General features: G+C 52.7%; 16 protein-coding genes and 7 tRNA genes. 20 read left to right on the top strand and 3 right to left on the bottom strand.

Annotated features, from left to right (window positions below):
* The first annotated feature begins 360 nt into the window (after positions 1 to 360).
* The 16 genes from K0H81_RS12260 to K0H81_RS12185 all read left to right on the top strand — a co-directional run bounded on the left by K0H81_RS12260 (position 361) and on the right by K0H81_RS12185 (position 10,827).
* Positions 361 to 2,514: a prolyl oligopeptidase family serine peptidase gene (locus tag K0H81_RS12260; RefSeq protein WP_220058504.1), complete on the top strand. Its 2,154-nt coding sequence runs from the start codon at positions 361 to 363 to the stop codon at positions 2,512 to 2,514.
* Between the two features lie 158 nt (positions 2,515 to 2,672).
* A complete protein-coding gene (gene ybgC / locus K0H81_RS12255; protein ID WP_011865322.1) occupies positions 2,673 to 3,071 on the top strand; it encodes a tol-pal system-associated acyl-CoA thioesterase in 399 nt (132 codons plus the stop codon).
* Complete coding sequence (gene tolQ, locus K0H81_RS12250) at positions 3,061 to 3,750, top strand: protein TolQ (RefSeq protein WP_144198586.1); 690 nt, start codon at positions 3,061 to 3,063, stop codon at positions 3,748 to 3,750. Before ybgC ends, tolQ begins: the two co-directional genes overlap by 11 nt.
* A complete protein-coding gene (gene tolR / locus K0H81_RS12245; RefSeq protein WP_220058503.1) occupies positions 3,750 to 4,184 on the top strand; it encodes a protein TolR in 435 nt (144 codons plus the stop codon). The genes tolQ and tolR overlap by 1 nt, the downstream gene beginning before the upstream one ends.
* 3 nt (positions 4,185 to 4,187) lie before the next feature.
* On the top strand, positions 4,188 to 5,123 hold the full coding sequence (gene tolA / locus K0H81_RS12240; RefSeq protein WP_144198589.1) for a cell envelope integrity protein TolA: 936 nt from the start codon (positions 4,188 to 4,190) through the stop codon (positions 5,121 to 5,123).
* 9 nt (positions 5,124 to 5,132) lie between these two features.
* Positions 5,133 to 6,458: a Tol-Pal system beta propeller repeat protein TolB gene (tolB, locus tag K0H81_RS12235; protein ID WP_220058502.1), complete on the top strand. Its 1,326-nt coding sequence runs from the start codon at positions 5,133 to 5,135 to the stop codon at positions 6,456 to 6,458.
* 34 nt (positions 6,459 to 6,492) lie between these two features.
* Complete coding sequence (gene pal, locus K0H81_RS12230) at positions 6,493 to 7,035, top strand: peptidoglycan-associated lipoprotein Pal (RefSeq protein WP_011865327.1); 543 nt, start codon at positions 6,493 to 6,495, stop codon at positions 7,033 to 7,035.
* 19 nt (positions 7,036 to 7,054) lie between these two features.
* Positions 7,055 to 7,777, top strand: coding sequence for a tol-pal system protein YbgF (gene ybgF / locus K0H81_RS12225; protein WP_220044874.1), 723 nt, complete (start codon positions 7,055 to 7,057; stop codon positions 7,775 to 7,777).
* A gap of 159 nt (positions 7,778 to 7,936) precedes the next feature.
* Positions 7,937 to 8,012 (top strand) — tRNA-Lys (locus K0H81_RS12220).
* Between the two features lie 38 nt (positions 8,013 to 8,050).
* Positions 8,051 to 8,126 (top strand) — tRNA-Lys (locus tag K0H81_RS12215).
* Between the two features lie 264 nt (positions 8,127 to 8,390).
* Positions 8,391 to 8,466: transfer RNA gene (locus K0H81_RS12210), tRNA-Lys, on the top strand.
* A gap of 39 nt (positions 8,467 to 8,505) precedes the next feature.
* Positions 8,506 to 8,581 (top strand) — tRNA-Lys (locus K0H81_RS12205).
* A gap of 175 nt (positions 8,582 to 8,756) precedes the next feature.
* Positions 8,757 to 8,832, top strand: a tRNA-Lys gene (locus K0H81_RS12200).
* A 174-nt stretch (positions 8,833 to 9,006) separates the two neighbouring features.
* Positions 9,007 to 9,082: transfer RNA gene (locus tag K0H81_RS12195), tRNA-Lys, on the top strand.
* Between the two features lie 174 nt (positions 9,083 to 9,256).
* Positions 9,257 to 9,332: transfer RNA gene (locus tag K0H81_RS12190), tRNA-Lys, on the top strand.
* Positions 9,333 to 9,684: 352 nt separating this feature from the next.
* Positions 9,685 to 10,827 carry a DcaP family trimeric outer membrane transporter gene (locus tag K0H81_RS12185; RefSeq protein WP_220058501.1) on the top strand — a complete coding sequence of 381 codons (1,143 nt, stop codon included), beginning with the start codon at positions 9,685 to 9,687 and terminating at the stop codon, positions 10,825 to 10,827.
* Positions 10,828 to 10,880: 53 nt separating this feature from the next.
* Here the strand turns inward: K0H81_RS12185 and K0H81_RS12180 are convergent, their stop codons facing one another.
* The 3 genes from K0H81_RS12180 to acs form a co-directional block, all read right to left on the bottom strand.
* The gene (locus tag K0H81_RS12180) at positions 10,881 to 11,138 is read right to left on the bottom strand and encodes a GrxA family glutaredoxin (protein WP_011865330.1); all 258 of its coding nucleotides are present in this window, start codon (positions 11,136 to 11,138) and stop codon (positions 10,881 to 10,883) included.
* 65 nt (positions 11,139 to 11,203) lie between these two features.
* Positions 11,204 to 12,949 (bottom strand): DNA repair helicase RadD, encoded by a 1,746-nt coding sequence (gene radD, locus K0H81_RS12175; RefSeq protein WP_491573770.1) that lies wholly within the window; start codon positions 12,947 to 12,949, stop codon positions 11,204 to 11,206.
* A gap of 117 nt (positions 12,950 to 13,066) precedes the next feature.
* Positions 13,067 to 15,019, bottom strand: a complete 1,953-nt coding sequence (gene acs, locus K0H81_RS12170; protein WP_220058499.1) for an acetate--CoA ligase — start codon at positions 15,017 to 15,019, stop codon at positions 13,067 to 13,069.
* Positions 15,020 to 15,197: 178 nt separating this feature from the next.
* Here acs and K0H81_RS12165 point away from each other — a divergent pair, with 178 nt between their 5' ends.
* The 4 genes from K0H81_RS12165 to K0H81_RS12150 all read left to right on the top strand — a co-directional run bounded on the left by K0H81_RS12165 (position 15,198) and on the right by K0H81_RS12150 (position 21,586).
* Positions 15,198 to 18,620, top strand: a complete 3,423-nt coding sequence (locus K0H81_RS12165) for a hybrid sensor histidine kinase/response regulator (RefSeq protein ID WP_220058498.1) — start codon at positions 15,198 to 15,200, stop codon at positions 18,618 to 18,620.
* Positions 18,621 to 18,648: 28 nt separating this feature from the next.
* On the top strand, positions 18,649 to 19,260 hold the full coding sequence (locus K0H81_RS12160; RefSeq protein ID WP_220058497.1) for a fumarylacetoacetate hydrolase family protein: 612 nt from the start codon (positions 18,649 to 18,651) through the stop codon (positions 19,258 to 19,260).
* Positions 19,261 to 19,348: 88 nt separating this feature from the next.
* Positions 19,349 to 19,975, top strand: a complete 627-nt coding sequence (gene catB, locus K0H81_RS12155) for a type B chloramphenicol O-acetyltransferase (RefSeq protein ID WP_220058496.1) — start codon at positions 19,349 to 19,351, stop codon at positions 19,973 to 19,975.
* Positions 19,976 to 20,296: 321 nt separating this feature from the next.
* Complete coding sequence (locus tag K0H81_RS12150) at positions 20,297 to 21,586, top strand: NAD(P)/FAD-dependent oxidoreductase (RefSeq protein WP_220058495.1); 1,290 nt, start codon at positions 20,297 to 20,299, stop codon at positions 21,584 to 21,586.
* Positions 21,587 to 21,658 lie beyond the last annotated feature (72 nt).

The following is a 21,658-nucleotide window of genomic DNA, read 5'->3' as shown; positions in this document are numbered from 1 at the left end:
TCTACCAGAGGGTAGACACTTCCGGAAAACGAGGTGAATTATAGGGTCAGACCATTTGTCCTACAAACTAGAAAAATTCCCACCTTGGATTAGTATTTCTAATGTCAAAAGGGGGTGTTTAAAGGGCCGAATTCACACATTTTGGGTATTTGCGCTTGATTACGCAAAATTGCTGCATAATTTCACGATTTATATAATTCATCCATGTTGTTTTTTTATTAACAAGTCAATTTCGCAAATGCCGGATTCGTTTATTTGTAGCCATTGCACGGTTTTTTTTTACTTGTATAGTACGAGGTTATTGGGCGCTAGCTCACAGGTTTACCATTAATAATAACGAGATATCCAGGACGGCTACAGATGGCTCTTAAGACGATTTTATCCAAGCAAACCCTTTTGCTTGCCGGATTAGGTTTAACACTCATGGGTTGCCAGTACCATGCCAGTGAAACAGCAGCGGCGCAGGCAACTGTTCAACCCCAGGGCGTGGTCGAAACAATTCACGGCGTACAGGTTGCCGACCCTTACCGTTATCTTGAGGAAGAGAGTGAGGCGACCCATACCTGGGTGAAGCAGCAACAAGAAGCGGGGCACGATTTTCTGGCGCAGCTGGAAAACAAGCAGGCAATTGTCGATCGCATCACCGAGTTGTGGAACTTCGAGAAGGTCACTGCCCCAACCGAGCGTGGTGACAACACCTTCTATTACCGCAACGACGGTCTGCAGGCGCAATCTGTCCTGTATGTGAAGAATAAGGCCGGTGAAGAGAAGGTCGCTCTCGACCCTAACAGCTTCTCAACCGACGGCACAGTTGCTCTGAGCGGCGTCTCTGTCAGCGGCGACGGTAAGATCATCGCCTATGGCGTCTCTAAGTCGGGCTCAGACTGGCAGCAGTGGCAGTTTGTCGATGTGGCGAGCGGGGCTAAGCTAGGCGACGAGCTCAACTGGATTAAGTTCTCCAGCGCCGAGTGGAGCAAAGACAATAAAGGTGTCTACTATTCTCGTTATGACGCGCCCGAAGGCGGTAACCTGCTGGCCGACGTTAACTTTAACCAGAAGGTTTACTATCACCAGCTGGGCACAGATCAGTCTCAAGACAAACTGATCTACGAGCGTCCACAGAATAAAGATTGGGGCTTCGGCGCCGAGGTGTCGGAAGCGGGGGATTACCTGTTGATCTCCATCTCACAGGGCACAGATAGCCGTAACCGTTTCTTCTATAAATCATTGACCGACGCCAACGCGCCCGTGGTTGAGCTAATCAGCGAGCTGGAGGCCGAGTATAGCTTCCTGGGTAACGACAAGTCTGTCTTCTACTTCAAGACAGATCTTGATGCGCCAAACGGTAAGATAGTGGCGGTGGATGTGAATCGTCCAGCTAAGGCAAACTGGAAGACGGTTGTCCCTGAGTCGAGCGATCCTATCGCCAGCGTAGCCATCATCAACGATCACCTGGTGGTCAGCTACCTGCACGACGTGCTGGGCAAGCTCACTATCTTCAGCATGAACGGCGTGAAGCGTCAGGATGTAGAGCTACCGGGTAAGGGTAAGATTGCCGGACCATATGGTAAGCGCAGCAAGGATTATTTCTACTACACCTTCAACAGCTATGTGCAGCCACAGACTACCTATAAGTTCGACTTTAAGACGGGCCAGTCGAGCCTGTACGCTAAGCCAAAGATCGCCTTTAATCCAGATAACTATGTTTCCGAGCAGGTGTTCTACACCAGTAAGGATGGCACCCGTGTGCCTATGATGATCTCCTACAAGAAGGGATTGACCCTTAACGGTGAAAATCCAACCCTCTTGTATGCCTACGGCGGATTCTCTATCTCGCTGACGCCAAGATTCAGCCCGGCTAACATCGCCTGGATGGATATGGGCGGCGTATACGCAGTGCCAAACCTGCGTGGCGGTGCAGAATATGGCGAGAGCTGGCACCAGGCGGGCATGTTCGACAAGAAGCAGAATGTGTTCGATGACTATTTTGCCGCGGCCGAGTATTTGATTGACAACAAGTACACTAATCGCAGCAAACTCGGTGCCTATGGCCGCAGTAACGGTGGTCTGCTGATGGGCGCGGCCGTGACTCAGCGTCCAGACCTTTTCGCCGCCATTTTGCCTGCGGTAGGCGTATTGGATATGTTGCGTTTTCATAAGTTCACCATAGGCTGGGCTTGGACCAGTGAATATGGCAGCGCCGATAATGCCGAGCAGTTCCCTGCGCTATTGGCCTATTCGCCTTATCACAACATCGCAGAGCGAGATTACCCGGCGACTATGGTGATGACGGCGGATCATGACGATCGCGTGGTACCGCTGCACAGCTTCAAGTTCGGTGCCCTGCTGCAGGACAGACAGACAGGTGATGCACCTATCATCATGCGTATCGAGTCTAAGGCAGGTCATGGCGCCGGTAAGCCGACGGCGATGAAGATAGATGAATTTGCCGACATTTACAGTTTCTTAATGCATAGCTTCGGCCTTGCAGTGCCGAGCAAGATAGGCGGCTAAGTAAACAAACCTAAAAAGGGAAGTGAATAACTTCCCTTTTTTATTAACAAAATTTTATGCAGTTAGTCCCGGCAACTGGGGCGTCAAGCATTCACAATTGCCTGGGCACTCGGTATAGTAGGCCTCTATTTAATCTGAATGTTGAGCCGTTTTTAGCTATGTTTCGTTGGCCTATATCCGTTTACTACGAAGATACCGATGCCGGTGGAGTGGTGTATCACTCTAACTACCTCAATTTCTTCGAGCGCGCCCGCACCGAGTGGTTAAAACAGATAGGGGTTAAACAGACGCAGCTGCTGGCCGACGATATTGCCTTCGTGGTCAAACACGCCGATATCGATTTTAAGGTGGCTGCACGCTTCGAGCAGGACCTTTTGGTCGAGTCTGAGGTCATAGAGATGAAGAAGGCCTCTATGGTGTTTCGCCAGCGTCTATTGGATCAAGACGGAACCCTCTATTGTGAAGCACACATTCAGGTGGCCTGCGTGGCGTTATCGCGCATGCGGCCAAAAGCCATTCCCCATCATATTGTTCAGGAGTTAAAGGGTGGAAGCTGATATCTCTTTTATCGGGCTGTTTTTACAGGCCAGTCTATTAGTTAAATTCGTCATGTTGACCCTGCTGACATTGTCCGTGGTGTCCTGGGCGGTGATTATTCAACGTAGACGCCTACTGACCTCGGCTCGCCAGCGTTCGCTCAAGTTTGAAGACAAGTTTTGGTCCGGTGTCGATCTCAATAAACTCTATAAGGAACTCTCAGCCAGACAGGAGAGTAATACCGGCTTAGAGGCGATGTTTTACGCCGGCTTTAAAGAGTATGCCCGCCTGAGTAACCTTAACGGCAAGGTGCCTGCCGCCGTGATGGACGGCTGTTATCGTGCCATGCGCGTCTCGCTCTCCCGTGAGCTTGAGAAGCTGGAAACCCATCTGCCATTGCTGGCGACTATCGGTTCGACCAGCCCTTATATCGGTCTGTTTGGTACCGTGTGGGGAATCATGAACTCCTTCATCGCCCTGGGCGCCGTTGAAAACGCGACACTTGCCATGGTCGCCCCGGGTATCGCCGAGGCACTTATCGCTACGGCCATGGGTCTGTTTGCGGCGATTCCGGCCGTTATCGCCTACAACCGCTTCTCGACTCAGGTGGAGAAGATAGAGATGTCATACGCCAACTTCATGGAAGAGTTCTCTAGCATCCTGCATCGTCAGGCATACAGCGAGAAGGAAGTCGGCTAATGCAACAGGGTTATCAACGCAAGAGGCGTCGTCCGGTTGCCGAGATCAACGTTGTCCCTTATATCGACGTGATGTTGGTACTGCTCATCATCTTCATGGTGACCGCGCCTATCGTGACCCAGGGGGTAAAGGTGGATCTGCCCCAAGGGGAAGCCGAAAGCCTGCCCGCCGACAGTAAGCCGCCCGTGGTGGCCTCTATCGATGCCGACGGCGATTATTATCTGGATATTGGCGGCGCCAGCAGCAAAGAGGTGCTGGACCTCGAGGAGATCGCCGTCAGAGTCAGCGCCATCATTCAGCTGGAGCCTGAGCGGCCTGTGGTGGTTAAGGCCGACAGAAGCATTCCCTATGAGCGGGTGATCCAGTTGATGGTGACGTTACAAAAAGCAGGCGTACCTTCGGTAGGCCTGATGACAGATTCGCCTGAGGAGTAGCAGGTGGCAGGGAAATCAGAATTTACCGTTCCACTCATTATTTCAGCCAGCATTCATGTTGGCGTGATAGTTGTTTTGGCCATGGGTGTCGATTTTAGTGAGAAGCCCAAGGTGGTGCCTCAGGCCAGTGCGCCGGCGGTGCAGGCTGTGGTGGTGGATCAGAAACGGGTCAACGAACAGGTTGAGAAGTTAAAAGCTGAGAAGCTAGCCGCCGAGCGCAAGGAGAAGGCGCGTCAGGAGGAGCTGGACCGTAAGGCCAAAGAGGCTCGCCAAGCCCGCGAGCGTGAGCAGGAGCGCATTAAAAAGCTTGAGCAGGAGCGCAAGCAGAAAGAGCTAGAGACGCAAAATGCGGCCAAGGCTGCAAAGGCTGCCAAACTCAAAGAGCAGCAGGAGAAGGAGAAGGCCGCCAAGGCCGAGGCTCAGCGTAAACAGAAAGAGGCCGAGCGCAAGGCCGCTGAAGAAGCTGCAGCTAAAGCCGAAGCCAAGCGTAAGGCTGAAGAGGCTGCTGCCAAGAAGGCCGCGGAAGAGCGTAAGCGCAAGGCAGAAGCCGAGGCAAAACGTAAGGCCGAAGAGGCCGCGCGCCGCGAGCAGGAACGTATGATGCAAGAGGCCTTAGCCGCCGAGCAGGCCGCGCTGTCGCAGACTCGCAATAAGCAGGTGATGAGTGAGGTGCAGCGTTATACCTCGATGATCCGCGCCACGATTCAGCGCCACCTGGTGGTGGATGAGTCGATGCGAGGCAAGAGTTGCCGCGTCTTTATTCGTCTGGCTAAAGATGGCTTTGTGACCGGCAACGAGATAGTGTCTGGTGATCCTGTGGTGTGCCGTGCCACTAAGGCGGCGATCAACAAGGCGGGACGTCTGCCTGTTTCGCCCGAGGCCGATGTCTATAACAAGCTAAAAGAGATTAATCTCACCGTACAACCGGAGTTTAATTAAAGGAGTTCCATGAAAAACTTGGGAAGATGGCTCATCTTGGGGCTGGCATTTTTAACCATTCCGGCCAAGGCGGCGTTGGATATAGTGATCACCGAAGGGGTCGATGCGGCGCGTCCTATCGCCGTGGTGCCTTTTGTGTGGCAGGGGAGCACGCCTATGCCACAACAGATCTCTGATGTGGTGATGTCGGATCTGACCCGCAGCGGCACCTTTAAGCCGATGGACGAACTGGGTCTACCGCAGCGCAATTTAGGTTCGCTGGCGCAGATGGATTTAAAAGCCTGGTCGAATGTGGCCGCCGAGGCTGTGGTCATGGGCACGGTTAAGCCCTATGGCCCAGACCAGTACCTAGTTAATTTCGAGCTTATCGATCTGGTTAAGGCGCAGATGCAGTCTGGCGGTCCTCAATCGACCAGTGAATACCTGCTCGATAGTCGCGAGACAGTGATCAGCAGCGCCCAGTTCAGGCAGTATGGGCACAGAATCAGCGATATCGTCTATGAGAAACTTACCGGTATTCGCGGTGCCTTCCTGACGCGTATCGCATACGTGGTGGTGGATCACAAGGCGAAATCACCCTATAAGTTGATGATTGCCGATTATGATGGCTATAACGAGCAGATGCTGCTGCGCTCGCCCGAGCCGCTGATGTCGCCAGCCTGGTCACCCGACGGTCGCCGCTTGGCCTATGTAAGTTTTGAAAATAAGAAGGCCGAGGTTTTTGTTCAGGATATCTATACTCAGCAAAGAACTAAGGTTACTAGCTTTCCTGGAATCAATGGTGCGCCTACCTTTTCGCCCGACGGCAAGAAGTTAGCGCTAACCCTGTCGAAAGATGGCCAGCCAGAGATCTATGTGGTGGATATCGCCACCAAGGCGATAAAACGTGTTACCAATCATTATGCCATCGACACCGAGGCTTCTTGGACACCTGATGGTAAGTCGCTGATCTTCACCTCCGAGCGAGGTGGTCGTCCGCAGATATATCAGGTGGCATTGGCATCGGGTAAGGTTACACGCTTGACCTTCGAGGGCGAATGGAATCTTGGCGGCTCTATTTCGCCAGATGGCCGCAGCATGGTGTTTGTGAATCGCACCAACGGCAAGTTCAATATTGCCCGTATGGATCTCGAGACGCGTTTTATGCAGGTGCTGACGACCACACGTTTGGATGAGTCACCAAGCATAGCGCCTAACGGTACTATGGTTATCTATGGCACCACCTATCAGGGCCAACAGGTGTTGGCGGCTGTCTCTATGGATGGACGATTTAAGGCAAGATTGCCAGTGGGTCAAGGGGAAGTGAAGTCTCCTGCTTGGTCACCTTTCTTATAAATTTACTACTGAGAACAAGATTAAGGATTACAAAATGGATCTGAATAAGCTGTTTAAAGCTATGGTTGTTGCCCTGCCGATTATGGCGATCAGCGCGTGTAGCTCAACCTCTGAGTCACAAACCGATGCGACAAGCTCTATGAGCGGCAGTGAAAGCAGCGAGATGAATGCCGGCGGTGGCGTTGAGACGGGCGGTGTAGCACCTATCCTGACACCAGAAGAGCAGCAACGCATTAAGTACCAGGAACTGCGTAAGGAACATATCATCTACTTCGATTTCGACCGCAGCTCGGTATCCTCTGATTTCTCAGAAGTGCTTAATGCCCACGGTGAATATCTGCTCGAGCATCCAAATGTTCGCGTGATGATCGAAGGCCATGCCGATGAGCGTGGTACGCCAGAGTACAACATCGCGCTGGGTGAGCGCCGTGCTAAGGCCGTTGCCAAGTACCTGCAAAGCATGGGCGTGCTACCGAGCCAGATGAGCATAGTGAGCTATGGTGAAGAGAAGCCACAAGATTTCTCTCGCACCGATGATGGCTTTGCTAAGAACCGTCGTGCGGTATTGGTTTACTAAGCGTTAGATAGGGTTAACTATGAAGACTGCCGTTGTTACCGCGGCAATTCTGATGAGTGTTGGCGTCGCAGTAGCGGCGCCTGCGCCCGTTGAGGATGTTGCCGGTGGTTCCTCCGAAGATAGAGTTGCGCGCCTTGAGCGTATCATAAAGGCCAAACAAGCGGCCGAGTTTGAGATGCAGCAGCGCCTTGACACCCTCCAACAGGAGGTACTTGACCTGCGAGGCCTGACTGAGCAGCAAAGCTATCAGATCAATCAGATGCTGCAGCGTCAGCGCCAGCTCTATGACGATATCGCTAACCTGAGTAAGGCTAAGTCGACACCTGTGGCCGCAACCCCTGCGGCGACCAGTTCAGAGACCTCCTCTCTGGGAGAAACCGCCAGCTATGAGCGCGCGGTTAATCTGGTGCTGAAAGAGCGTCAGTACGACGAGGCGATCCCGGCGTTTCGTGAGTTTATCGCGCAATACCCCAATTCGACCTATGCGGCGAATGCTAACTATTGGTTAGGTCAGTTACTCTATAACAAGGGTGAGCTTGCCGAGGCGGGCAAGGCCTTTAATACTGTAGTGAACCAGTTTAAAGAGTCGAATAAGCGTGGTGATAGTTTGGTTAAACTTGGCATGATCGCACAGAAGCGTAACGATAACGCCGCCGCGAAACGTTACTATCAGCAAGTCGTTAGCGAATATGCCAATAGCGCTGCGGCGCGTATCGCCAAACAGCAGATGGTGGGGCTTTAATCTCTATTTAACCAAAAAACATACTCTTAGTCTGTTTTTCATGCAAACAAAAAAAAATGGGGAATTTGCACTTGCATGAGAAGATGAAAAAGGTATTATAGGCGCCCTCGAAGCGACGTAGTCGTTTGGGCGCTAAATCAAAGAGATTTAGTTGAAAATGGGTCGTTAGCTCAGTCGGTAGAGCAGTTGGCTTTTAACCAATTGGTCGAAGGTTCGAATCCTTCACGACCCACCACTTTCCTAGCAGTGGCTAAACAGTTAGGCACCTAAGATGGGTCGTTAGCTCAGTCGGTAGAGCAGTTGGCTTTTAACCAATTGGTCGAAGGTTCGAATCCTTCACGACCCACCACTTTCTCTAGGTGGTTAAATCAAGAGAAGGATTTGGAAAGTTGTTGGCTCAGTCTTTGCTTTTAAAGCAAAGAGACAGTTGGCTTTACTTTTTAACTCCACATTGGTCGAAGGTTCCAATTCTTCACAACCCACCACTTCTCTGACAGTGGTTAAACAGTTAGGCACCTAAGATGGGTCGTTAGCTCAGTCGCTATTTTTAGAGAAAGGGCAGTTGGCTTTTAACCTCTGATACACGGTTAAGCTTCATCAGTATCAATAACATGGGTCGTTAGCTCAGTCGGTAGAGCAGTTGGCTTTTAACCAATTGGTCGAAGGTTCGAATCCTTCACGACCCACCACTTTTCTAGCAGTGGTTAAACAGTTAGGCATTCCAAGATGGGTCGTTAGCTCAGTCGGTAGAGCAGTTGGCTTTTAACCAATTGGTCGAAGGTTCGAATCCTTCACGACCCACCACTTTATCTAGGTGGTTAAATCAAGAGAAGGGCTTGGAAAGTTGTTAGCTTAGTCGATGCTTTTAAAGCAAAGAGGCAGTTGGCTTTACTTTTTAACTCCACATTGGTCGAAGGTTCGAATCCTTCACGACCCACCACTTTTCTAGCAGTGGTTAAACAGTTAGGCATTCCAAGATGGGTCGTTAGCTCAGTCGGTAGAGCAGTTGGCTTTTAACCAATTGGTCGAAGGTTCGAATCCTTCACGACCCACCACTTTATCTAGGTGGTTAAATCAAGAGAAGGGCTTGAAAAGTTGTTAGCTCAGTCGATGCTTTTAAAGCAAAGAGACAGTTGGCTTTACTTTTTAACTCCACATTGGTCGAAGGTTCGAATCCTTCACGACCCACCACTTTCCTGACAGTGGTTAAACAGTTAGACATCCAAGATGGGTCGTTAGCTCAGTCGGTAGAGCAGTTGGCTTTTAACCAATTGGTCGAAGGTTCGAATCCTTCACGACCCACCACTTTCTCTAGGTGGTTAAATCAAGAGAAGGATTTGGAAAGTTGTTGGCTCAGTCGATGCTTTTAAAGCAAAGAGGCTGTTGGCTTTACTTTTTAACTCCACATTGGTCGAAGGTTCGAATCCTTCACGACCCACCACTTCTCTGACAGTGGCTAAACAGTTAGACATCCAAGATGGGTCGTTAGCTCAGTCGGTAGAGCAGTTGGCTTTTAACCAATTGGTCGAAGGTTCGAATCCTTCACGACCCACCACTTCTCTTGATATTTAATTCCTTCACTACCTAGTATTCCTCTTGCTATTCAATCCTAAGTGGTTCAATTAATAAGTTATTAAATTCCTAAGCTATTTAAATATTGATCTATTATCTCTCATTTCTGATTTAGTGCTAAGTCCCTATGCATTAACCGCCTGATTTTTCCTCGTAACTTTGAGTTGAGTTTGCTGTTCAGATTGCATTTGCCCAGACCTAGACTAATTCACTAGCTACTTCACGCATATTAGCTATGCCTGTTCGACCTTGGTCTTATAGACGTTTTGCTAATGTTACTTGTTTGTTAACTCCGTCATATTCATTGCGATAATAATGAAAAAGGGAGAGGACAGATGAAAAACGCAAAAGTGTCTTTGCTGGCTGCGGCGACCTTACTGGCGCTAGGTTCCAGTGCCGCTATGGCTGAGACAGAGTTCAAGTTTGGTGGCTATGTGAAGGCCGATGTCATGTTCAGTGACTACAGCAATGGCGCACCGGACTCAGGCAATCTTTCTCGCCAGTTTTATGTTCCAGGCACCATTTACGGTACGCCGGGCAATGGCAAACAAGTTGTAGATTTCCAAGCGAGAGAGTCTCGCTTTAATTTTAAGACAACGACAGATCTCGACGGTCACAAGCTGACTGGTTTCATCGAGCTGGACTTCATGACCCATACAGACGGCAACGAGAGGGTATCGAACAGCTACTCTCCTCGTATTCGTCATGCATTCGTGAGTTACGATAATTGGACCGTGGGTCAGACCTGGAGTACCTTCATGAATCCAGGCTCTTTGCCCGAGAACCTCGATTTCGTGGGGGCGGCAGAAGGTACGCCTTTTGTGCGCCAGACGCAGGTTAGATACACCAATGGTGGCTTCCAGTTTGCACTCGAGAACCCTGAAACCACAGTGACGCCTAATACAGGTGGAGCGCGCATCACTAGCGGTAGTGGCATAGTGCCAGATTTCGTGGCGCGTTATAACTTCAAGACCCAAGGTGGTGCAAAGTTCACGCTGGCTGGTATTGCGCGTCAACTTAACCTTGAGAAGAACGGTATAGATTCTCAGACCATGGGCTATGGCGTAAACTTTACTGGGGTGATCCCTGTCGGTGACGATGATCTTAAACTATCGGCGACCGCCGGTGATGGTTTAGGGCGTTACATGGCGCTTAACTATGCCAATGCCGGTGTGCTGGACGCCGATGGTGACATCAAGACCATCAGTTCTTACGGCGGCTTTGCCTCATACCGTCATTGGTGGAACGATAAATGGCGTTCAAGCTTTACCCTGTCAGGCTTCAAGGCCGATAACGATGTGGCCTTAACCGGTGGCGCGGTGAACGAAGAGTCTTACTCAGGCTACATTAACCTGCTCTATTCACCTGTGAAACCTATGACGGTTGGGGTGGAATATATGTATGCTGAGAACACCAAACAAAATGGGGACAAGGGCGAGTTGAATCGTGTGATGTTCTCGGTGAAATATGTGCTCTAGGGCGTGAAGAGAGTATAAAAAAGGAGGCTTAGCCTCCTTTTTCTTTGCCTCAATTACAGCAAATTGTTGTCGCGAACATATTGTTCAAATTCGGTGCAGCCACCGATATGCTCTTGATCGATGAAGATCTGTGGCACGGTTTCAACTGGCTTGCCTACCGTCTTTTCCAGATCGGCCTTGGTGATACCCTCTGCATGAATATCGACATACTTGAATTTAAAATCATCGCGAGATTCAACCAGTTGCTCTGACAGTTGAACGGCTCTAACGCAGTAAGGGCAGCCTGGACGGCCGAAAATTACAACAAACATATTCGCTCCAGAAGTAAATGTTGGTGACTTTATACCATAGGCCGGCTGGGTTTGCATATGACAGATCATACAAACTTATGCTGGCTGTCGAATCGACCCCGATAGTCGAAGAAACGCTCGACAAGTTCCCAGCCGCGTTTGCCCTTCTTGAGGAGCAACAGATCCGGCATGCGAAAATGGTCCCGCGCAGCGATCACCTGGTCGACCTTGTTAAAGGTGGGTTGTTTCTGGCCTGGTGTGCGCGTGTGTTGATACACAAAGGCGCCATAGAAGGCGCGGATCTGCGCCTTGGTGGCAAAATTGAAGTAGCAGCAGAAATCGTTGCCCTCGATATCCAGGTAACGCACCCTGAGCCTGTCGTTGTCGGCCTCAAACAGCATCTCCTGGCAGCGGAACAGGTGATGATGTTTCTGTTGTAGCACCTCTTTAAGACGCTTGTCCGGGTCTATAAGCGTTGACTGACAATGCTGGCACACCTTGGCGGCAATATCATTCTCTTCACCGCAATTTGGGCAGGCCTTGGAGCGGAATCGAAAGTCGCATTGGTGCTTGCTGTCGCCGTTATCGATCACGGCCTGACAGCGTCGTCCGAAGTGTTCGATAATATCGCCATCATCATCGACCAGCCCCCAGAAGATGTTGGCAAAGCCACACTCGGGGCAGGGGACCTGCACAGGCACGCTCTTGCTGTCGGGTTTGGGACGACCGACCTCGGGAAAGAAGAGGTCGAAGCCGTTAGCGGCGTAGTCGATCACTAAGCAATCCCGCTTGCCTTCGCTGATCCTCAGCCCCCGGCCGACCATCTGCTGGAACAGACTCACCGAAGCCGTGGGCCTCAAGATGGCGATGAGATCCACATGGGGGGCGTCGAAACCTGTGGTGAGTACCGCAACATTGACCAGGTAGCTGAGCTCGCGGTGTTTGAAGGCATCGATAATGGCATCGCGCTCCTGGCTAGGTGTATCTGCGGTGATTAGCCCCGCCTCGGGGCTGTCCAGCAGCGTCATGATCTCTTGTGCATGACGTACGGTCGCCGCGAAGATGATGGTGCCGGCGCGGGTGTTGGTGAGCTGTTTAATCTGCTCCACAATTGCCTTGGTGGCGCGGCCCGCGTGATGCAGCAGTGAGTCGACTTCGGCCTCACTGTATTCGCCACTTGCATTGGGTGAGAGCTCGCTGAAATCATATTGGGCCGACAGACCGTCGAGCACCTTGGGCGGTGTCAGAAAGCCTTGTTTGATCAGCGGGCGCATCGGCAACTCGAAGATACAGTGCTCGAACACCGGCTGCTCGATATTGCCAATCTTGCCATGGTAGTGATAGCGATAGATCCAACCGCTGCCCAGACGATAGGGGGTTGCCGTCAGGCCCAGCAACCTGAGTTTCGGATTCTGGGTCCTGAGATGGCTGAGTAGCTGCTGATACTGGCTCTCTTTCTCATTGGAGACCCGGTGGCACTCATCGATGATCACTAGGGAACAGGGCTCATCAAATTGCTTGGGGTTACGCACCGCCGATTGAATGCTGGCCACCACCGTCTTGTTGCGCGTCGATTTTTGTTTCAGGCCGGCGGAAAAGATACTGGCCTCATCGGTCAGTAATCCAACCTTCTCGGCGTTTTGCGCTACCAGCTCTTTTACGTGGGTGAGCACCAAGGTGCGCCCCTTGGCGATGCGGGCAAGCTCTGCGATGACGATACTCTTGCCTGCTCCGGTCGGGAGGACGAGCAGGGCGGAGTCATCGCTGCGCTTAAAGTGGTCGACGGCCGCATCCACGGCTTGGCGTTGATAATCTCTGAGTTGCAAGGCGATTGATGGTCTGTGATTGGGGCTGTCAGGATAGCAGTGCAGCTTGGTAGCGGCTAGGGGAGATATAAAAAAAGCCCCTCGAAGAGGGGCTAGAAGAGAGAATCAAATTCAGCAAAAAGGTTATTCGCTGCGGTTGAGACGTGTCTCAATCAGGGTGTCGATCACCGCTGGATCGGCGAGTGTCGATGCATCACCTAAGTTGGTCACTTCGTTGGCGGCGATCTTACGCAGGAAACGGCGCATGATCTTGCCTGAACGTGTCTTAGGCAAACCGCCTGCCCACTGGATCAGATCCGGCGTCGCCAGGGCGCCAATCTCTTTTCTGACCCACTGACGCAGCTCCTGACGCAGCTCTTCGCTTTCCTGAGTGCCCTTGGTCAGAGTGACATAGGCATAGATGCCTTGACCCTTGATGTCGTGAGGATAACCCACTACGGCGGCCTCGGCGACATGCTCGTGAGCCACCAGGGCACTCTCGACCTCGGCGGTACCCAGACGATGGCCAGATACGTTAATCACGTCATCGACACGGCCTGTGATCCAGTAGTAGCCATCTTCATCGCGGCGAGCACCGTCACCGGTAAAGTACATGCCACGGAAGGTCTTGAAGTAGGTCAGCGCAAATCTGTCATGGTCGCCGTATACTGTGCGCATCTGTCCAGGCCAGGAGTCGAGGATCACCAGGTTACCCTCGGCCGCGCCATCTATGATGTTACCCATGTTGTCCACCAAGGCTGGCTGCACGCCGAAGAAGGGGCGAGTGGCTGAACCTGGCTTGGTATCTGTGGCGCCCGGTAGTGGCGAGATCAGGATGCCGCCGGTTTCGGTTTGCCACCAGGTATCGACGATAGGGCAGTTCTCATGGCCAATCACCTCGTGGTACCAGCGCCAGGCCTCTGGGTTAATAGGTTCACCCACAGAGCCCATGATGCGCAGCGAGCTGCCATCGAAACTATCGAACTGCTCCTTGCCTTCTGCCATCAGAGCACGGATCAGTGTCGGCGCCGTGTAGAGAATGTTGACCTTGTGGCGGTCGATCATCTCACCCAGACGAGCCGGGCTTGGGTAGTTAGGGATACCTTCGTGGATCAATATGGTCGCGCCGTTAGCCAGCGGGCCATAGACCATGTAGGAGTGACCGGTGATCCAACCCACGTCGGCGGTACACCAGTAGATCTCACCCTCTTTGTAGTCAAACACATATTCGTGGGTCATCGAGGCATAGACCAGGTAACCACCTGTGGTGTGCAGCACGCCCTTAGGGTTACCGGTAGAGCCAGAGGTATAGAGCAGGAAGAGGGGGTCTTCGGCGCCCATCTCTTCGGCCACGCAGTGCTCTGAGGCGGTCTCCATTAGTGACGCCCACTTGATGTCGCGTCCTTCAACCCAGTTGACGGGATTGCCGGTACGCTCAAGCACGATCACCTTCTCGACACAGGTTACGTCTGGGTGAGAGAGGGCCTCATCTATATTGGCTTTTAGTGGGATAGTGCGGCCACCGCGCACGCCTTCGTCGGCGGTGATCACAACTTTTGACTTGCCGTCGATCACCCGTGAGGCGATAGAGTCCGGCGAGAAGCCACCGAACACCACAGAGTGGATGGCGCCGATGCGGGCACAGGCCAGCATGACCACGGCAGCCTCGGGCACCATTGGCATGTATACGGTGACCACGTCACCACGACGCACCCCTTGGCTGCGCAGGGCGTTGGCAAACTTACACACCTCTGTATGGAGCTCGCCATAGGTGAGAGTGCGTTGATCGGCCGCGTCATCACCTTCCCAGATGATGGCCAGCTTATCGGCGTTGTCGGCCAGGTGTCTATCGAGACAGTTGACCGAGGCGTTAAGGGTGCCGTCATAGAACCAGTTGATCGACAGGTTGTGATCGTCGAAGGAGGTTTTCTTGACCTTAGTAAAAGGCTTCATCCAATCGATGCGCTGGCCATGCTCTCTCCAGAAACCTTCGGGGTTAACCACAGATTCCTGATACATCTTCTTATATTTCTCGTCATTAATATGGGCGTTTGCCGCGATTTCGCTTGGAACTTTGTAGAGAGACTGGGTGCTCATCTGACTTCCTTTTATTTCTAATTGTGCGTAGATAAAGTATGGAATGCTTAGGCTATTTACCTCTATTAGACCTTGGTCTAGTAAAAAAATATCCTTTATTTTTAGTCTGTTGTGATTATATTTGCACGAGATTTAAGCTAGTATTTAGCGCAGAATAATTAAAAGAATTGGAATTGCTATGAATCTGACTCTGGTTGTCGGCGTGATCGCCCTGTTATACGTGTCGCTACTCTTCCTGTTGGCCTGGGGAGCGGAGCGCTGGTTTGGGCGGATCACCAAGAAGATACAGACCTGGATTTATGGTTTAAGTTTAGCGGTTTACTGCTCCTCTTGGAGCTTTCTCGGTACAGTTGGTCAGTCGGCTCAGGATCTCTGGTCCTTCCTGCCTATCTTCGTCGGTCCCATACTCATCTTTACCTTCGGCTTCGGTTTGCTGCGCAAGATGGTGATCGTCTCCAAGGCGCAAAACATCACCTCGGTGGCCGATTTTATTGCCGCCCGTTACGGTAAGTCACAGACCATCGCCGCCATCGTCACCCTGATCGCCCTGTTCGGCATCATGCCCTATATCGCCCTGCAGCTTAAAGCCATGGTGTTCAGCCTCAACCTGTTTCAGCCCGAAGACGCCCAATACGATGGCGCCTGGGTCTCGCTGATCGTCACCGGCATACTAGCGATGTTTGCCATCCTGTTTGGTACTCGTAAGCTGGATGCGACCGAACACAACCCGGGCATGATGCTGGCGATCGCCTTCGAGTCCCTAGTGAAACTGGCGGCCTTCCTCTTGGTGGGCGGCGTGATCAGCTTTGGCTTCTTCGATGGCTTCGGCGATATCTGGGCCCAGGCCACCGAGCGTCAGTTGATCAATAATCCCGAGCTGCGACTTGAAAACCTGATGCCCCAGCTGTTGGTGGGCATGGCGGCGTTTCTCTGCATGCCGCGCCAGTTTCACGTGATGATGGTGGAGTGTAAGGATGAACCCACCCTAGTTAAGGCCAAGTATCTGTTTCCTATCTACCTGCTCCTCTTCGGCATGTTTGTGGCACCGCTCGCTCTGGCGGGTAAGTTGATGCTGGGGGATAGCGTGTCGGCCGATACCTATGTGATCAATCTACCTTTGGCGCTGGATCAGCCCATGCTGGCGGTGATTGCCCTGCTTGGGACGCTGTCGGCGGCGACTGGCATGGTGATCGTTGCCGTGGTGACCATCAGCGTCATGGTGAGTAACGAGTGGCTGGTGCCTCTGATGTTGCACTCGGGCAAGATCCGTCAGAAAAACTTCAGCCAGTTCTCTCAGTTCCTGCTCAATGCCCGTCGCATCGCCATAGTCCTTATCTTGGGGCTAGGTTATTTCAGTTACCTCTCCTTCATGAACAGCGATTCGCTCTCGGCGCTGGGCATGCTCTCCTTCGGCGCCTTTGCCCAGCTCGCGCCCGCGCTGATCGGTGGCATGTACTGGAAGCACGGCAATCGCGGCGGGGTGTATTTGGGGCTTATCGTCGGCTTCGGCCTCTGGTGTTACATACTGGTGCAGGGGATGAGCGACAGTCAGGGGGTGTTTGGCGGCGAGCTGGCGCTGCTCGACAGTATCAACCCCAACATTCGTGACATTCTCACCGCGCTGCTGGCAAACCTTGCCTGTTATGTGCTGGGCTCTATCTGGTTTCGCGCCGGGGTGGCTGAGCGTATCCAGGCCAGCGCCTTCGTGACGCCGGGGGAGCTGAAAAACACCAGTAACCGCAAGGCATCGCCCATCTCTCAGCAGGATCTCTTGATCTTGGCCAGCCGCTTCGTCAGTCCCACCCGGGCCTACGAGAGTTTCTCCCGCTTCTCCGATGAGGCGGTGCGCAGCGACAGCTGGCACAAGGTGGCCTCGCCGGAATTGATTGCTCACACCGAACATATGTTGGCCGGCGTCCTGGGGGGCTCCAGCGCCTCCTTGGTGATGGACTCTGTGCTGCAGGGGCGTGACCTCGCTCTGGATGAGGTGTTCAGCTTGGTGGATGAGGCCTCATCAAAGATCATCCTCAGCCAGGATATGCTCAGGGGCGCCATAGAGCACGCCTATGAGGGGATGAGCGTGGTGGACAAGGAACTGAATCTGGTGGCCTGGAACTACAAGTATGTGGAGCTCTACGATTACCCGGAAGATTTCCTGCAGGCGGGCATGCCCATCGCCGATGTGGTGCGTTTCAATGCCGAGCGCGGCTACTGCGGCCCCGGGGATGTGGAGGAGCAGGTGGCCAAGCGGGTGCAGCATATGCGTAACGGCACCCCACATGTGTCAGAGCGTGAGCGTCAGGATGGCAAGGTGATCAAGATCCAGGGTAATCCTATGCCCAGTGGTGGTTTTGTGATGACCTTTACTGATATTACTCAGTACCGCGAGCAGGCCAGAGCACTGCAGGAGGTCAATGAGACCTTGGAGGCCAGGGTGAAGGAGCGTACCTATGAGCTGGCGCTGCTCAACAGCCAGCTACTTGAGGCCAAGGCTCAGGAGGAGAATGCTAACGCCTCCAAGAGCCGTTTCCTGGCCGCCGTCGGGCACGACCTGATGCAGCCGCTTAACGCCGCCCGTCTGTTTACGGCGTCTCTGGCGCAATACCCGAATCTGGATCAGGAGGGGCGCACCACGCTCTCTCATGTCAATAGCTCACTCAAAATAGCCGGCGAGCTGCTGACGGATCTACTGGATATCTCTAAGCTAGATTCCGGCATGGTGGAAGTAAACCGCCGCGACTTCTCGGTGGCCGAGTTGCTGGAAGGCTTAGCGGTGGAGTTCGATGCCATGGCCAAGGATTACGGCATCAAGTTTTCCATGGTGGCCAGCTCCAGCATCATCAGCTCAGATCTCAGCCTGCTCAGGCGGGTGCTGCAGAACTTTCTCACCAACGCCTATCGTTATGCCAAGGGCAACCGGGTACTGCTGGGCTGTCGTCACCGCGCCGGGGCGCTGGAGATCCAGGTGATCGACACCGGCTGCGGCATCGACGAGCAGGAGCTGGGAGAGATCTTTAAGGAGTTCAAGCGTTTGGAAAACCCTGAGAGTAAGAGCGTCAGCGGTTTAGGCTTAGGGCTAGCCATCGCCGATCGCATCGCCCGGGTGCTGGGCCATGACATTAAGGTGGTTTCCAAGCTAGGGTTAGGCTCCATGTTTTCTATCACAGTGCCGCTTGGGGAGAAGGCCAAGGTGGCTCTGCCCAAGAAGGCCAATCCTGTTATGCAGCCGCTGGCCGGGGTGAAGGTACTCTGTATCGATAACGAAGAGGCGATCCTGGCAGGGCTTGAGAGCCTGCTCAGTCGCTGGCAGTGTGAGGTGATCTGCGCCAGCGATCTCGCCGATGCCCGCATCAAGCTTGGGCTCAAGGGGGTGGCACCCGATATCGTGCTGGCGGACTACCATCTGGATCATGGCCAAAATGGCGTCGATGCCATGGACGGGATCCGTGCCCTCTATGGCGCTCATCTGCCGGGGATCTTGATCACCGCCAATACCCGTAAAGACTTGGTGGAAGATGTGCAGCAGCGCGGCTATCACTATATGGCCAAGATGGTTAAACCCGCGGCGCTGCGAGCGCTGATATCCAGTTTAGTAAAGTAAGAATACATCAACAGCGAAGGAGTGAAGTTTGCGCTTGGTTAAATATTTAGAGCAACAAGTGACGCCGAGTAAGATAGTCTGCGTCGGGCGAAATTATGTCGAGCACATCAAGGAGCTTAACAACGAGATGCCCGAAGAGATGGTGCTGTTCGTTAAGCCTAATTCGGCAATATCCGAGACCCTACTCAGTACCCATCAGGAGCCACTGCACTATGAGGCAGAGCTCTGCTTTTTGGTGAAGGCGGGCCGCTTTGAGGCTGTGGGCGTCGGCTTAGATCTCACCAAACGTCAGCTACAGAGCCGTCTTAAGGCCAAGGGGCTACCCTGGGAGCGGGCCAAGTCTTTCGATGGCGCCGCGCTGTTTAGCGAGTTTGTGCCTTTTGATGGCGATCTCGACTCACTCTCGTTTCGCTTGATCGTCGACGGTGAGCTGCGCCAGCAGGGGGATGTAGCCTTGATGCTTAATCGCCCCGAGGCCATGTTGGCCGAGATCGCCAGTTTCATGACTCTCGAAGATGGCGACATCCTGATGACAGGCACACCCAAGGGCGTGGGGCAGATAGTTAAGGGTGAGCACTTTACCCTGGAGCTCTATCAAGGGGAAAAGCAGCTTGCCAGCCGAAGCTGGGTGGCACAGTAAAGTGTGAATGCCCTAGTGCCATCTCCTGGAACACTCGAATGCACGCTAGTTTGGGAAGGTTTGAGGACAAGTAACAATAGGTTTTAAGATGAAAAATTATTTTGATAGCCCTTTTGCCGGCCAATCGCTAAAGGAGCAGGTCACTAATCCCAATATTATCGTGGGCGAGCATAGCTACTATTCGGGCTATTATCATCAACATAGCTTCGATGACTGCGCCCGCTACCTGGCGCCCGATAGGGACGATGTCGACCGGCTTATCATAGGCAACTACTGTTCCATTGGCTCTGGCGCCGTGTTTATGATGGCGGGCAATCAAGGCCATAGAAGCGACTGGGTCAGTAGCTTTCCCTTTTTCTATCAACAGGGTGATAGCTTTTCGGGCGCCCAGGATGGGTTTGTCCGCGCCGGTGATACCCTGATAGGCAACGATGTCTGGATAGGATCTGAAGCGATGATCATGCCTGGAGTCACGGTAGGGGATGGCGCCGTTGTTGCTAGTCGCGCCGTGGTGACCAAAGATGTGCCAGCCTACGCCATAGTAGGCGCCAACCCAGCGAAACTGATCCGCTATCGTTTTTCGGATGAAGAGATAGCCATGTTAATGGAGATGCAATGGTGGCATTGGAGTGATGACAAGGTGAGTGCGGCGATGCATCTGCTCTGTAGCAAGGATATTGCCGGCCTGTACGCCTATTGGCAGCAGACTCGTTAACGTCAGCAGCGCGCCGCAGCCTGCGGCGCGTCTCTGCTTTTATATTTACCTGTAAATTCATATCAATAATCATTTTTACTCTCTAGCTGTAACGCCCATTTCTTACTTTCTACTTTCTTACTCCTTATTTTCTTACGCCCTGTTTTCTTACCTCCTGTTTTCTTACTCTTTGTTTTCTTAGCTTGGTTTTTTCGAGCGAGTATCTCGTGAACTAGTTGACCTGACATTGCACCTAGGTATACTCGAATATCAAACGTGTTGTAAAAAATATAAAACAAAGCCGCATCATGGCGGCGCAACCTAACGATTAAGGAAAGCCGGATGTCACTCGCTCGCTGTAATTCTTATTACAATGCCACTATCAAGCAGGAGACCCATTATCCAAGCCTAGAGGGGGAGCTGGATGTCGATGTAGTAGTCATAGGCGCAGGTTTTACCGGTGTGGCGACCGCCCTGGAACTTGCCGAGCGAGGCGTCAAGGTGGCCGTCGTGGAGGCAAATAAGGTGGGCTGGGGGGCAACTGGTCGTAACGGTGGTCAGGTGACCGGCAGTCTATCTGGCGATAACGCCATGGTAAAACAGCTGCGTAATCGTATCGGCCATGAGGCGGAGGAGTTTGTCTGGAACCTGCGCTGGCGCGGTCATGAGATCATTAAAAAGCGGGTAGAAAAATATCAGATAGATTGTGACCTTAAATTCGGTCATCTGCACACCGCCTATAAGCCGGCCCACATCGCCGAGATGCAGACTACCTATGAAGAGGGGCTGAGGCGGGGCATGGGCGATGAGCTAACCTTACTTAGCAAGGCCGACATTCCCGATTATCTGGACACGCCGCTGTATCACGGTGGCTTATTGAATCGGCGCAACATGCACCTGCACTCGGTGAATCTCTGCATCGGCGAGGTGAGGGCTGCCGAGGCCAACGGCGCCTTGATCTTCGAAGGCTCACAGGTTTTGGATATTTCTGATGATAAGCGGGTTACCGTCACGACCGATAAGGGGCGGATCACCGCCAACTGCGCCGTACTGGCGGGCAATGCCTATCATAGGTTGGCGCGTCATAAGTTAAGGGGCATGCTGTTTCCTGCATCCTTGGGTAACTGCGCCACGGTGAGACTGGACCCACAAGTCGCTAAACAGCTCAACCCCCATGATTTAGCCGTATATGATAGTCGATTCGTGCTCGACTATTACCGCATGACCGCCGATAACCGATTGATGTTTGGTGGTGGCACCAACTATTCGGGCCGGGACTCTAAGGATGTGGCCGCCGAGCTGCGCCCGGCGATAGAGCGCACCTTCCCCCGCCTCAAGGGGGTGGAGATAGAGTTCGATTGGACCGGCATGGCGGGCATAGTGGTTAACCGTATCCCCCAGCTTGGCAAGGTGTCTGAACATCTGTTTTATTGTCAGGGCTACTCGGGTCACGGGGTGGCCACCTCGCACATCATGGGCGAGATCATGAGTCAGGCGGTGCAGGGGCAACTGGAGGAATTCGACCTCTTTGCCCAGATGAAACAGGTAAGACTGCCGGTGGGCGATTGGCTCGGTAATCAGGGCATGGCGCTGGGCATGCTCTATTACCGCATGATGGAGCACTTTAGGTAGGGAATGTCTGGGCAAATCTCAGGTGTAAAGGTGATTAAACAGCGCACTAAAACTTAATTTATCAACTCTTTG

Origin of the sequence: Shewanella halotolerans (genome assembly GCF_019457535.1) — a bacterium.
In the GTDB taxonomy this organism is placed as follows: Bacteria; Pseudomonadota; Gammaproteobacteria; order Enterobacterales; family Shewanellaceae; genus Shewanella; species Shewanella halotolerans.
The sequence above is the reverse complement of the archived record's forward strand: the minus strand, read 5'-3'. Positions and strand labels throughout refer to the sequence as shown.

Coding starts and splice junctions, on each gene's coding strand:
- K0H81_RS12260 (WP_220058504.1), top strand. CDS start 361: ATGGCTCTTAAGACGATTTTATCCAAGCAAACCCTTTTGCTTGCCGGA.
- ybgC (WP_011865322.1), top strand. CDS start 2,673: ATGTTTCGTTGGCCTATATCCGTTTACTACGAAGATACCGATGCCGGT.
- tolR (WP_220058503.1), top strand. CDS start 3,750: ATGCAACAGGGTTATCAACGCAAGAGGCGTCGTCCGGTTGCCGAGATC.
- tolB (WP_220058502.1), top strand. CDS start 5,133: ATGAAAAACTTGGGAAGATGGCTCATCTTGGGGCTGGCATTTTTAACC.
- pal (WP_011865327.1), top strand. CDS start 6,493: ATGGATCTGAATAAGCTGTTTAAAGCTATGGTTGTTGCCCTGCCGATT.
- ybgF (WP_220044874.1), top strand. CDS start 7,055: ATGAAGACTGCCGTTGTTACCGCGGCAATTCTGATGAGTGTTGGCGTC.
- K0H81_RS12185 (WP_220058501.1), top strand. CDS start 9,685: ATGAAAAACGCAAAAGTGTCTTTGCTGGCTGCGGCGACCTTACTGGCG.
- K0H81_RS12180 (WP_011865330.1), bottom strand. CDS start 11,138: ATGTTTGTTGTAATTTTCGGCCGTCCAGGCTGCCCTTACTGCGTTAGA.
- acs (WP_220058499.1), bottom strand. CDS start 15,019: ATGAGCACCCAGTCTCTCTACAAAGTTCCAAGCGAAATCGCGGCAAAC.
- K0H81_RS12165 (WP_220058498.1), top strand. CDS start 15,198: ATGAATCTGACTCTGGTTGTCGGCGTGATCGCCCTGTTATACGTGTCG.
- catB (WP_220058496.1), top strand. CDS start 19,349: ATGAAAAATTATTTTGATAGCCCTTTTGCCGGCCAATCGCTAAAGGAG.
- K0H81_RS12150 (WP_220058495.1), top strand. CDS start 20,297: ATGTCACTCGCTCGCTGTAATTCTTATTACAATGCCACTATCAAGCAG.